Source organism: Streptomyces sp. NPDC004647, assembly GCF_040609575.1.
Taxonomy (GTDB): Bacteria; Actinomycetota; Actinomycetes; order Streptomycetales; family Streptomycetaceae; genus Streptomyces.
In genome coordinates, this window is record NZ_JBEXKU010000067.1 from 12,050 (window position 1) to 25,224 (window position 13,175).

At 68.6% G+C, this 13,175-nt stretch carries 8 protein-coding genes and 1 pseudogene; 5 read left to right on the forward strand and 4 right to left on the reverse strand.

What is annotated here, in order from left to right; translation table 11 throughout:
- Window positions 1–394 precede the first annotated feature (394 nt).
- Both ABZW18_RS25705 and ABZW18_RS25710 read right to left on the reverse strand, forming a co-directional pair.
- Window positions 395–3,610, reverse strand: coding sequence for an SMC family ATPase (locus ABZW18_RS25705; protein WP_356191516.1), 3,216 nt, complete (start codon window positions 3,608–3,610; stop codon window positions 395–397).
- Window positions 3,607–4,848 carry an exonuclease SbcCD subunit D gene (locus tag ABZW18_RS25710; RefSeq protein WP_356191518.1) on the reverse strand — a complete coding sequence of 414 codons (1,242 nt, stop codon included), beginning with the start codon at window positions 4,846–4,848 and terminating at the stop codon, window positions 3,607–3,609. Before ABZW18_RS25710 ends, ABZW18_RS25705 begins: the two co-directional genes overlap by 4 nt.
- 124 nt (window positions 4,849–4,972) lie before the next feature.
- Between ABZW18_RS25710 and ABZW18_RS25715 the strand changes: the two genes are divergently transcribed.
- The 5 genes from ABZW18_RS25715 to ABZW18_RS25735 all read left to right on the forward strand — a co-directional run bounded on the left by ABZW18_RS25715 (window position 4,973) and on the right by ABZW18_RS25735 (window position 10,969).
- Window positions 4,973–5,794, forward strand: a complete 822-nt coding sequence (locus ABZW18_RS25715; RefSeq protein WP_356191520.1) for a hypothetical protein — start codon at window positions 4,973–4,975, stop codon at window positions 5,792–5,794.
- A 48-nt stretch (window positions 5,795–5,842) separates the two neighbouring features.
- Window positions 5,843–6,985, forward strand: coding sequence for a hypothetical protein (locus tag ABZW18_RS25720; protein WP_356191523.1), 1,143 nt, complete (start codon window positions 5,843–5,845; stop codon window positions 6,983–6,985).
- Window positions 6,982–8,472, forward strand: a complete 1,491-nt coding sequence (locus ABZW18_RS25725) for a hypothetical protein (RefSeq protein ID WP_356191525.1) — start codon at window positions 6,982–6,984, stop codon at window positions 8,470–8,472. Before ABZW18_RS25720 ends, ABZW18_RS25725 begins: the two co-directional genes overlap by 4 nt.
- Window positions 8,469–9,833: an AAA domain-containing protein gene (locus ABZW18_RS25730; RefSeq protein WP_356191527.1), complete on the forward strand. Its 1,365-nt coding sequence runs from the start codon at window positions 8,469–8,471 to the stop codon at window positions 9,831–9,833. Before ABZW18_RS25725 ends, ABZW18_RS25730 begins: the two co-directional genes overlap by 4 nt.
- Before the next feature lie 506 nt (window positions 9,834–10,339).
- Window positions 10,340–10,969: a hypothetical protein gene (locus ABZW18_RS25735; protein ID WP_356191530.1), complete on the forward strand. Its 630-nt coding sequence runs from the start codon at window positions 10,340–10,342 to the stop codon at window positions 10,967–10,969.
- 161 nt (window positions 10,970–11,130) lie between these two features.
- Here the strand turns inward: ABZW18_RS25735 and ABZW18_RS25740 are convergent, their stop codons facing one another.
- Window positions 11,131–12,795, reverse strand: a complete 1,665-nt coding sequence (locus ABZW18_RS25740) for a restriction endonuclease (protein WP_356191532.1) — start codon at window positions 12,793–12,795, stop codon at window positions 11,131–11,133.
- Window positions 12,777–12,893, reverse strand: a pseudogene (locus tag ABZW18_RS25745) (IS5/IS1182 family transposase); the annotation flags it as partial. The pseudogene ABZW18_RS25745 and the gene ABZW18_RS25740, both read right to left, overlap by 19 nt.
- Window positions 12,894–13,175 lie beyond the last annotated feature (282 nt).

Here is a 13,175-nt window from a genome sequence, read left to right on the forward strand (position 1 = left end):
TCACGAGCGCCGTGCCTGTGACCGGCGTGAAGTGGTGTCCGGAGCGCGGATGACTCCTGGCCTTCGCCCGGGCGTGACGCAGCGTCGTGCCAGGTGACGGCCAGGGCGGCGGAGCCTGGACCCGTACCGCGGGCCCCGAACCCTGCCGCTCCGGCCCGCGAGCACCAAGGGAACTTCCCTGGAGGACAGGCGCGTGGAGGGCCCGAACCGCCTGGTGCGGCATGCGGCGCCGGAACATCGAGAACGGCGCCGGCCGGCGCCGGTTCAGCTGCCCGGGAGACAAGCGCGGGGTCGCACGGTCACCGGCAGGAACGCTGCCGGTGACCGAAGAGACCTCTCTCACGCCCGGATGACGGGCTTCCTCGTGACGCTGCCGCCCCGGCTTTGCCGCCGCTCAGATGTGCTCCAGCATTCTCTGGATTCCGTCGTGGATGATCCTGGTGCGTTCCTCCGGCGTGAGCCAGACGGCCGTAGAGCCCTGGGCGGCCTTGTCGACGTGCAGGACGTCGTCCACCGCATCGGCCACCGGATACAGATGACTGATGACTGCGACCGTCTTGTCCCGCGTCATGCTGCCGCGCAGGACGGAAAGGGTTTCTTCCAGACGTTCGGAGTCCAGTGAGCCGAACCCCTCGTCCAGGAACAGGCTCTCCAGTTTACTGTGGCCGCCGCTGCGGCTGTGGAGCTCGACGAGCGCCAGTGCCAGGGCCAGGGACGCCTGGAAAGTCTCCCCGCCGGAGAGGGTCTCAGCGTCGCGAGCGAGATGGGTGGCGCAGTCCATGATCTTGAAGTTCTCGGTGAACACGTAGCCACCCGCGGAGATCTGCTGGAGAATCCTGCTGCCGTGGCTGAGCAGCGAATGGGTGCGCTGCTCGGTCAGATACTTCAGGAACTTCCCGTCTGTCAGCTGATCGACCACGCTCCGCCACGCCGCTGCCTGCTGAGTTCCGGCTTCGAGAGCGGCATCCAGCGCGTCGGCGTAGGGGATCTGGGACTGCGCGGTGCGCAGGTCGGCCTTGGCCTTGTCGTGAGCGGCCTCCGCCTGGCTCGTTTTGCGGCTCAGCGGGTCGAGAAGGGAAGGCGCGAGCAGATCGCCCTTCGGCGGCACCCAGAACCCTGGGCTGTCGTCGGTGTCGTCGCCGACGGCACCGGCCTGGCGTGTGATTTCCGTCTTGAACGCGCTGATCTCCGCCAGGGCCTGCTGCGCGCCCTGCCCGAGTGCCTCGGCCAGCCGCTGATCCAGTGCGGCGAGGGCCAGGCTGTAGGCGTCGACGGCGGCCAGGTCCGTTCCGTCCGGGGCGGGCGGCGGTTCAGCGGATGCCCTGTCGCGAAGAAGGCCGGCGGCATCGGTGGCCGCGTCCGCCCAGCGCTCCAGCTGCGTGACGAGGTTACGCGCGGGGGTCTCGACGTTGCGCCGACAGCGCGCGTCCAGGGCGTGCCGGCTCTCGGTGTGCTCCGCGAGGGCCTGCCTCGCCTCATCGCGGTACTGGGTCGCCTGCTCGAGCTGCTTGAGCCGCCGGCCGGCCGCGTCCCGTGCGGAGGCGATGTCCTGCGGGAAGGGAAGCTCCTGCGGGCAGGGCTGGGCGGGGCGCACGGAATCCGGGAGCTCGGCCAAGTCCCTCAGCAGCGCCTGCAGGTCCGTGTCGTACTGCAGCCGGGTCTTGTCCAGCCGTTTGCGTTCACGCTGCAGGCGGCTGCGCCGGCGTTTGATCTCGGCCCGGGCCCCGTCGTGCTCGGCCTGCGCCGCCGCCAGGCCGGCCTGGGCGCCGGTGTGGGCAGAGAGGGCTTCACTTTCCGCGTCGCGCAACGGCTGGACGAGCGCCTTGACCGCACGGGGGATCTGCGTCCGGCCCGTCGGCTCGCCCTCGGCAAGGACACGCGCCTGCGCGATTACCTGCCCGGGCAGGGCGTCCAGGGCACAGGCCGTGGCAGGAGAGCAGGCCGGCCGCACCGAGTCCACCAGCTGCTGCACGTGGAGCAGAGCCGCCTCCATGCGCTCCCCGGCGGCCCGGTGCGCACGCCGGTGTTTCTCGGCCGTCCGCTCCGCTTCCTTCGACTGGGCGGCTGCCTCCGCCTTGGCCTTCCACGCCTTCTCCACGGCCTTGTTGCGCCGGGTGACCTCGCGCCGGGCCCGGCTGAGCGCCTTGCCGTCAAGCGGTGCAGGGGGAGTGAAGCCGCCCGGGAGAGGCCGGCTGCAGACCGTGCAGGCATCCCCCGACGCCAGTCCGGAACCCGCCGCGTGGGCCGCGTCACCGCGCTGCAGCGCAGCGAGGACGTCCTGGGCTGCTACCAGCGTGCCGCGCAGCTCATCCAGCGTGTCCTCCAGGCCGGTGCTGCGGCCACGCTGTTCCTCCACCGACTTCAGCGCCGTGTGGTGCGACTGCAGATGCGAGGCTGCGGCGGTGGCTTCCTGCAGCGTCGCCCGGACGGCCTCGTGGACCTGCTCGGTGTGCGTGCGTGCCGTGGCCACGGTGCGCTCGGCCCGGACGGCCGCCTCGACGAGAGCAGCCTTGCCCTGCTCGCGTTCGGCCAGCTCCTGCTGTGCCCGCGTGTGTTCCTGCTCCTGCGCGTCGTGCTGACGCTGATCCTGCTTCACCCGCTGCATCACGGCGTCCAGGCCGGCCGCACGGTCAGGCAGGCGGGACAGGACAGCGAACGCGCTGTGCAGGGACCCGGCCGTGTCACCGGCCTGCGCGGCCGCGTCCAGTGCGGCCTGCGCCGCGTCCAGTTTCAGGCTCAGTTCACGCCCGGCTGCTTCCTGGGCTGCTGCCTCGGTATCGAGTTCCTTCCTCGCGCGTGCCAGCGCCGCCACCGTGACACCTGCATCCGGGACAGCGCGTTCCCGCAGCAGCCGGGCAGCCTTGTCCAGATCGGCCTTGTGACGCTGGTGCTCGACAGCATGGTTCTGGGCCGCTCGCAGGACTTCCAGCCGTTCGCGCCGGCGGAGCGCGACACCCCGGGCGTGCTCCATGTCCCGTGCTGCCTTTGATGCGGCAGCGCCGGGATCCCGCTGGAGATCCTGACGGGCCCTGTTGGCATCGGTGATCTGCTCTTCCAGACGCTTCAGCCGTACGCCGGCGTGCTTGCGCACACGCTCGAGTTCGCTGACACCGAAGACGTGCCGCAGGATGCCGGTACGGATGGCACTGGGCGCCTTGAGGAGGATGTCGAGCTCTCCCTGGCGCGGCATGACCGTGCGGACGAAGCCGTCCCCGTCCATCCCGATGATCTCGGTGACCGCCGTTGTCACCGCGTCCTTGTGATCGACCCGCATGCCGGGGTCGTCCTCGGACAGGCGCTCGAGCACGGCCTTCGGCCTCGTGCCGTCCGCATACAGAATGCGGCGCACGCTCCACGCGCGGCCACTCGCCTCGAACTCCAACGCCACGTGCATGCTGGGCGAACCCTGGCTGATCAGCTCGTAGGCGGCCTGGGGGGCCTTCGACCACGAGCACATCCCGTACAGGGCGAAGACGATCGCCTCGAGGATGGTGGACTTGCCCACGCCCGTCTCGCCGAGGATGGCGAACAGACGCTTGCCGGTGAAGTCGATGGTGCAGGTACCGGAGTAACTGCGAACACCCGTCAGGGTGAGCCGCAAAGGCTTCACGATGCCTCCGCCCAGGTGTCTTCCAGCGCAGCGCGCAGCAGTTCCTCGGCCGGGGCCGGCGGCGGTGCCTCGTCGTCGACTTCGTTGAACAGATGGATGAACGCGGTGACCGTGGACTCCACGGCAGCACCGCTCAGTCCCTCCCGCGCCAGATAGGCGCGCAAAGCGTCGGGCAGCGCCGGCTCGTCGCCGGGATCGAAGTCGAGGACGGCGTTGGTGGCCGCCTCCCGGGCCAGTGCCGGCTTGACGACGATCGCGTGCGGCACGATCTCGGCGATCTTCTGGCTGAGGGGCACATCGGGCTCCTCGCCGGTGATCAACGGCTTGAGGAAGGTTCCGTCGTACTGGGCAGCCCCAGCCCTCAGTTCGTCCAGGGTTCCCTTGAAGTTGGCCAGCCGCCGGCCACTGGAAAGCCGACGGGTCCGTACCCGCACAGGCCGCCCGGGGTCGGCGTCGACGATGACGACGCTCTTGGAATCATTGGCCTCGCCGAAGTCCATGGGCAGCGGACTGCCCGCGTAGCGGGCGGTGAACTCGGGGCCCCGCACAGCCTGCGGGCGGTGAATGTGCCCGAGGGCTGTGTACGACACCTCCGGCAGATCCTCGACGGCGGTCTCGAAAGACTCGTCCACGGCCCGTTCGCTCGGGGAGCGCCCGGCGCCCGTGACGTACACGTGGGCCGTGAAGAACAGGACGTCCCGGTCGGGGGCGTACCCCTCGCGCATGGCCTGCGTCAGCTCCGCCTGCAGCTTCCGCATCCCCTGGGCGTAGGCGCCGTACGACGTGCCGGCCGCGGACCGCTGCCAAAACCGGTTCGGATGTACGAACGGCAGTGCAGCCAGGCGGATTCGCTGCTCGCCACCGCAGGCGTCGAAGGTGAAGACACCCCCTTCGTGTGCCGGGCGGAACCGGTCGACGAAGAACAGGCCCCGTCCCACCGACGAGCCGGTCATGAGATCGAAGAACTCGAAGTACGTGGGGGAGTCGTGGTTCCCGGCCACGACCACGGTCGGTGCGACAGCGGCGAGTTCGGCCAGCGTCCGCATGGCGCGGATCAGATCCCTGGCCGTGGGACGGGAGGAGTGGAACAAATCCCCGCTGTGGACGATCAGGTCCGGCCGGCTTTCCTGGGCGATCGCCACGATCTCGGCTAAGACGGCGTCGAAGTCCTCATTGCGTGGATGCCCGTGCAAGGTGTGGCCCAGATGCCAGTCGGAAGTGTGGAGCAGTCTGCTCATTCCTTCATGCGCCCTTCGGAAGCGAGGCGTAGGAGGGCACCGGTGGTGCCCTTATGAGCCCGGGACTGTACACCAGAAACACAGGGCAAAATGAGGACACATGAGTGGCTGCTAGCATGCGGGCATGCACGAGCATCTGGTCGCGCTCGAGGAACGCATGCGGCAACTGCAGCAGGCGATCCGGCAGGCGCTCACGCAGCACGACCATGCCCAAGCAGCAATTCTCCGCACGGAGTTGAAGCGGACCCAACGAGCCTGGGACGTGCTGTGCGACCCGGACGACGCTGCGGACAACGCCCAGCCCGAGCCCGCACCACCGACAGCCCCTGAACACAGCTGGGGCGGGCAGCCCGCGCGCGACCAGGCTCGCCAGGCGCTGACCCTCCTCACCGTCCCCGCTTCGCCCAGACTGCTCAGCCAGGTCCACCAGGCATTCTTCTCCGGCCCACTGAACACCGCGCGCCTGACCACCCTGCGCCGCGACGAGGAACGCTCCTTCCGCTCAGCCCCCTACGCCCGCCCCTACTACATCTGCTCCGCTCTGACGTCCGACCTGCTCTCACCCGCCCGGGCCCTGCTCGCCCTGAGCACCTGGCCACTGGAACAGCGCATCGTGGGACCACTCACCCCCCGAGTCCACTTCCTCACCTCGGCCCTGAAAGTCGCGGACGCCGCCGAACACCTCGCCGGCGACACCGAGATGCCGCAGCCCCTCCAGCAGCTCCTCCTGCACTGCAGCCGCAACCTCAACGGCTACAGCCCCCGCGGCCCGCTCGACCTTGAGGCGCTACGCCAGGCCGCGGCAGCCGAACTGGAGATCCACGCCGACGAGGACGCCGACACCCGCGCTGAAGCAGCCCTGCGGGTACGCCACCAACTCGGCGACGTGGAACAGAACTTCGGCAACACTCTGCGCAACGTATCCCGCCAGTCCCGGACTGCGTGACTACCACCCCAACCGCACGACGTGTGCCCCGTCCCTCTCGAGGAAGCAGTGAGTACGCTCGACGCCCGACTGAACGAGTTACGCGGAGCCGCACCGCCCCTTGCGCACAACGCACGAACCCTGGCCGCCCTGACCGCCAACCCGAGCTGCGACCGCCGCTCCCTGCTCGACGCGGCCGGCATCGACAAAGACGCCCTCGCTGCCCACCTGGGCCTCCCACGACCGCTGACAAAGTCCCAGCTCGCCCTCGACTACGGCATCGCCTTCGAACGCCAGGTCACCGACCAGGCCGGAGCGACCCTGGTACCGCTGCTCCGCCAAGCCCTCGGCCTGACCCTGCCCGAGGCGTCCTACAAGGACGTCAACAGCGTCGGCAGCGACGACGACAAATCCCCCCTCCGGCTACGCCACACCCACACCCGCTCGCTCATCCTCAGCGCAGCACACCGCAGGTCGAAGCCCTACACCCTGCTCGACCACCCCGTGCTGACGCTGACCGTCGCCGACCACCAGGCATACCTCGAACCCGACATCATCGCCTTCCACCACGAAGGCGTCTTCCACGTCGTTGAGATCAAATCTTTCCCCGTCATCCACGGGCAGCCCGACCCCATCAAGGCCACCGCGGCACTGACCCAGGCCGCCGCCTACGTCCTGGCCCTGCGTGAACTCCTCGCCGGCGACGGCCTTCCAGCAGACCGCGTCTCCGACACCGTCATCCTGGTCAACCCGCGCAACTTCACCCCCCACCCCACCGCCACCCCCTACAACGCCTCCCAGCAGATCAAGCACCTGAGCCGCCACCTCGGCAGACTCCGACGCCTGCCCGAACTGCTCGACAACCTTCCTGCGGGCACCACCTTCGACCTGGCACCCGGCCCCGACACCAGACCCACCCGCCCCCAGGGCGAACTCGTCGCCGCACTCGCCACCACGCGCCCGCACTACACCCCCCACTGCCGCCACCACTGCGACCTGGCCCCCCACTGCCGCACCGAGGCCCGCAACCAAGGCAGAACCGAAGCCCTCGGCACCACCGTCCGCGACCACCTGGCAGGAATCGACACCATCGCCACAGCCCTCGCCCTCACCGACGGACACCTGCACCCCTCACAGGACCAGGAAGACACCGCCCAGGCCCTGCGCCACGCACAGCGCATCCACGCAGAACTCCAGAAAGACCCTGCATGAGCCTTCTGGCCTCACTCCTGCGGATGCGCGCCCACTCCACCGGCAACGTCCAACACGCCGGCCAACTGCGCCACCTCCACCTCAGCGACCAACCGCTGATGCTGCTGGCGCTGAAGCGAACCGGCCCCGCAGCACGACCGCTCGCCGTCATGCTGGGCACCGATCCGTACCGCCCCGAGCTTCTGGTCGCGCCTCCCTCAGGAAGCACCGCCCCCATGCTCGCCACCCTGGCAGACACCGTCATCGCGTACATCGACGCCTGCCGGCAGCGCAGCGAGCACCTGCCCGCCACCTCCACCAAGCCGGCACGCCAGCGGTACACCGACGCACCCCAGATCCTCGTTCCCAACCCCCAGACCGTGGAGTACCTGAAAGTCCTCGGAGACGACCTGAGATTCCGCCGTGCCGACGATCGGACTCCCGGCTCCCGATCCGCCCAGCGCCTGGGACACTGGCTCACCTATCTCACCGACCGCTCCGACATCCCCGGGTCAGCCGCCCTCATCCCCGTGACCGACTTTCTCGGCATGCACTGGATCACCGGCCAAAGCCCCCTGGAGGACGAGGACTTCGCCACGCTACTGGCCTGGATCGACCCGCCCCGCCACGCAACCTCGGGACGCGACGCCGCCGACGAGGCAGCAGACCCGGCCGCCCACCAGCCCGCGGGACCCGCCACCGACGCAGCCTTCGACAACGACCAACTGGCGCCCCTGTTCCACGCCTACGCCCGCAACCGAGAGCAGGAGCGCACACGCACCCTGCAAGAACTCAACCGCCTGCTGGCCACCTGCATGCAGCCCACCTGGGACCACATGTGGCACGCCTACACACTCCTGCAAGCCCTCCCCGAAGCCAAGAGCACCGCACGCCGATGGGACCACGAACGCACCGCATTCACCGACGAATGCACCTACCTGACCCAGGACGGACGCCCCCGACCGGCCCGCGAACAAGCCGTCGCCACCGCCGTCCGCCTGGCCCGCATGGAACACGCAGCCACCGCCTTTGCCGCCGAACGCGCCGCCGACGACCCCTTCGTCCGGGCAGAACTGCGCACCACCGGTGACGCCTTCGGCGGCCCCGTCACCACGATCGAGCCCCAGCACACCCTCCGCGGACCCACCGGACGAACTCAATGGCGACCCCGGATCACGGTGTCCACCACAGACCCCGTGCACATGGAGCCCGGCCAACTCCTGGCCTGCCACACCCACCGCAACGCCCGCTACACGATCTGCCGAATCACCCCGGCAGACGGCGACACCCTCGTCGGGCTCGAGATCACCGCAGGCATGGGCACCGTGGCCCGCCCCAACCACGCCGTCCTGCCCGAATCCGGCGCCTTCCTCGTGTTCACCCACGCGCCGGACCACTACCGGATGCCAGAATTCCCCGCACGAGACCAGACCCCCTGGACCCATGGCGGCCCTCCTCCCGACCATCCGCACCCCAACGACGGCAACGAGAACGAGGAAGAGCAGTGACACCGCCTCGCCGGCCGTCTCCACAGCAGCAGACGGACAAGGCCACCCGCGCCGTCCTGGAGCAACTGCCCGCACTCACCCACCGCGGACTCGTCGTGGAAGCCCCGCCCGGCGCCGGCAAATCCACCCTGGTCGCCCAAGCCGCCGACGCGCTCACGCAATCCAGCGGCCCCTGCCCCGTCATCGCCCAGACCAACAGCCAGGTCGACCACCTCGTGCGGCGATTCGCCCACAACCACCCGCACCTTCGAACCGCCCGGTTCACCGCAGTCGATCACACCGCCCCGGACGACCTGCGGGCACACTCAGGCGTCCGCATCGGCACCCGCATCGAAGACCTCGAACGAGCCGCCGACGTCATCGTCGGCACCGCCACGAAATGGGCAACAGTTACCGACCGCCGATGGCCGTGGGGGGTCATCGACGAGGCATACCAGATGCGCTCCGACATGCTCCTGAGAACCGCTGATCTCTTCGACCAGACACTCTTCGTCGGAGACCCCGGCCAGCTCGACCCCTTCTCCACCGTCAGAACCGACCGCTTCGCAGGCATGCCCCATGACCCCATGCACAGCGCAGTCGCCGTCCTGATCGCCAACAACCCCGACCTGCCCATCCACCAACTGCCCGTGTCCTGGCGCCTGCCGCCCTCAGCCATCCCCTTGATCAGCAACGCCTTCTACCCCCTCACACCCTTCCAGGCCGGAAGCAACGAAACCGACAGAACCCTCACCTTCTCCATCGCTGGCATGCGCACCCCCGCCGACCACGTCATCGAGCACGCCGCCCGCACCGGATGGGCACTGTTCGAACTACCGGCGCGCACCACCCACCACCTCGACAACGAAGCCCTCCACGCCGTCCTCGACATTGCCGAACGGCTGCTGGCCCGAGGCACCATCGCCACCAGCGAGGAGACCCCCGAGGGACACGTCCTGCGCCCCGACGACATCGCCATCGGCACCACCCACCGCAGCCAGGCTCACCACCTCCGCGCACTCCTGGCCCGCCACCACCCCCAACTCCACGGCATCACCGTCGACACCGCCAACCGGCTCCAAGGCTGCGAACGCAAAATCACCATCGTCTTGCACCCCCTCTCCGGCCGCGGCGACGCCTCCGCCTTCCACCTGGAAGCCGGCCGCCTGTGCGTCCTCACCTCACGACACCGCCACGCCTGCATCGTCGTGGCCCGCGCCGGCATCGCCGAACTCCTCGACGCCCACCCCTCCAACACCCCTGCACGTCCCGGACCCGCCTCCAAGATCCCCGACGGCTGGGAGGCCCACCACGCCGTCCTCGCCCATCTGACGCAGCACACCATCCATGCCCAGGCGCGTCCGCGTCGCCGCCGCGAATGAGTCGATCCCCACCCACAGACGGTCCGGGTGATGTCGTTGCAGAGCAGATGCCGGCCCTGGAGAAGGGCCACCTCGTAACCCAGGAGAGGCGCCCCGCATTCCACAGATGCGGGGCGCCTCGCATGCGCGGGCGGGATGGATCGGCCCAGCCGCCGAGCGGCGCCGTCCGGGCCGACCCCGGGTAGGTCAGAGCTGCCGACTGGTCAAGAGCGCACGCCCCCGCCCCGATCCCCGCGGGGTCCAGAGCCAACGAGCGAGGTCTATTTGGCCAAGCCCGCAAGGTCTGCTCGCTACCCGGGGGAACCCACGAGACGTCACGCAGCGGCTGAGAACTGCCGGCCACTCGAAGCCGAGTCGCCCGATCATAGTTCATTCTTGACCCATGCCCTCAGGTGTGGTCGGGTAGGCATGTGACAACTCCCGCAATCCGCACGACGCTTCCAACGGTTGAGGTACTGAACCTGCTACTGGAGGCTTCGGCGGACGATCCGCCGTGGGCGTCGAGGGTGAGCGAGCAGGCCGGCCTGGGCAAGAGCACCGTCTCGCAGATCCTGGCCAGGCTCGCCGCATTGGCGTGGGTCGTGCTTCGGGATGAGCAGGGTCCGCATCCGGGTCGTCCGCCGCGGGTCTTCTGCACGCTGACCGGGGAGGGACGCCGTCAGGCAGAAGGGGTGCTGGCCGCGAGGGGCGCTCGCCGCCAGCCCCGTGCGCACAAGCCGACCAGTGCCTCAGTGACCCGTGAGGTCTCGACACAACATGATGCTCGCCGCCCCGTTCAATCCGATCCCAGCGCTTCGCAAGCCGGCGAGAAGGCACTCCACCAGCAGGACTCGCGCCCGCGAATGCTAGGCCACTGGCCGATCGATTTCTCAAGCCTCAAGAAGCGCCTTCCCGCAGCCGCTGCTCCTTCCGAGCCAGAAGACGATGTCCCGGAGAGTGACTCTGTTGTGCAGCTGACTGCGCTCAGGGAAGCGCTCAGGACCCTCCAATCCGTCAACAGCACGCTTACGAAGGGCTTCGTCGCCCGGAGCGCCGTCGCTTCTGCTCACAAAATGGAGCACGAGGAAATCATGCGCGACATGCTGATGGCAGCTGTTGACATTCGAGGGAAAGCCTTCCGGGCCCACAACTACTGACGGCTCGACAACTCAGACCGCACGTCTGAACAACGTGATGGCAACGGTGCAGCACCGTTGCCATGCCACTGCAGAGATGCCATCACCGGGCTTGCGCGACACGACGGACAGCAGGCAACGCGGGAGCGGGTCTTCCCGCACCTGATCGCAACCGTGCGGAGTCAGCTCAGGTCCCGTGGATGCCAACCCGGCGGCATCTTCGGCAGTCCGATCAGGGCATCGATGCCGAGGTGTTCCAGCAGCAGGGCCTTCAGGTTCCGGCCGTCGATGAGCTCGAGCCGATTGCGCGGTGCGAAGTCCGTGCTGCTCTTGCCGAACCACGCGGTCGTGACCACGATGCCCTTGGAAGCACCCGTGTCATTCACGAGCCCGGCGACTGCGCGGACTGTGTCCGCAGGTACGACGTTCTTCGTGCGCTTGGCCTGGATGATGCACTGCGTACTGAGGAGCGGCTGCTCGATCACGGCCACAGCGTCGATGCCGTCATCGCGGGATGCCTGAGTGACCCACGACTTCAGCCCCGCCTTCTCGAACAGCCGCCGGATAAGGTGCTCGAACTCTGTTGGATCCATCGCGAGCAGATCGGGCCGGCTGTCGAGGCCTGCGACGACGTCCCGCCCCGGCGCGAGCTTGTACCTGCTCAGGTCGAAGGTGACGACCGGCGGAACGGGCTCCAGGTCGTAGGGATGCTGCGAGACAACGGCACCGAGATAGCGCAGACTCTCCACAGGATCGAGCTCGGGTTCGTCCAGTACGAGTTCGCCGAACGCTTCCCGGCTCACTCTGAGGCCGATCAGGCACGGTTCAATCGCCTTCCCGGTCGCCCGGTCCTTCGCGCGGACGATCCCGTTGAAGGCGACGCCGTCCACCAACTCCGATGGCGTCACCGCGAACGTCTCGTCGATCGCCCGCAGCGCCACACACGCGACCGCGTTCCTGTACAGAGACCGGCACTCCGATTCCTTACGGGGCTGCGGCACCACGGCCGGGGGAGCGGCAGCCTTGAACCGGTACCCCAGGACCGACGGCACGACCGCCTGAGCCGGCAACTCGATCTCAAGCACCAGCTCCCGCGACTCCGGAGCGAAACCCACCCGCCTGGCACCTCCGAGCCCCGCCGGGTACGCGATGTGCGCGAGCGCACCCTCCACACCGACCGTGAACGCCTCGAGGTCCCCTTCACCCAGTGCCCGCTCCACCCGCAAGCGATGATCGTGCAGGTCCACAGGACGCACCCGAAGCACCGACCTGAGCTCCTCCACCTGCGCTGCAATCTGCGCCGTGCGGGCCTCGGCCTCCTGGCGCATGCTCTCAGCGCGGTCCTGCTTCGCCCGCCGCTCGGCAGCTGCCTTCTCCCGGTCCTCGGCACGCCGCTTCTGCTCGGCTTCACGAGCCCGGGCGGCCTCGCGCCTCTCCAGATCCCGAACGATCTGCTCGGCCCGGCGCGAATCGGAAGTCTGCCTCGTCTGCTTCTCCTTCTGTTTCCGGGCCCATGCCTGCGCCTGCTCCCGCTCCCGCCGGGCATCCCTCTTGGCTCGCTCGGCCGCCGCACGCTCTGCGGCTCGCGACTGACGCGCCCGCTCCTGCTCCTCGTGCTTGGCTGCTGCTGCCTTCGCCTTCTGACGGTCCCGATAGGCCTGTACGAGCTGTGCCGCCAGAGACTTCCTCTGAGCCATCCGCCCCCCACAAGTCAAAGCACTAGAACTGCCCCGGGCGAAGGATTGGCAATCCCGAAGACAGGTCAGTGACTCGAACGCAAAGAACTTGACCGTTTCCCATCTGCCGACCTGCAGCACACTGACCGCCTGCGGTGTGGCCGGGCCCATACTCGGTCCCGGCTCCACTGGGCAAACCGCCGGCAGGCTGTTTGCGAGCAGGACCCGAACACCGGCGGCAACTGCCGCCGGGTGCAGCCTGAGGTGGCCGCGCCGTTCCAACGACTCCGCCTGCACATTTGCCAGGTGGCCAAGAACCACGAAAGCCATGGGGACACCGAAGAGCAGTCCCGTGAAGCTGGACATGAGATTAGTGAGGAAGCCGCGGTTATCCCACCATCCCTGGCCGTCTCCGTACACGCCCAGGAGGGCAGCAACCATGCCAAGAGGGACGAGGACCCAAGACAGCAGCCGAATGATCCGCGGTGCCTCACGCCATGCCGAACCGATCCCGCCCATGTGCCCCCTGCTTTAGCCCCCGACTGGAGACG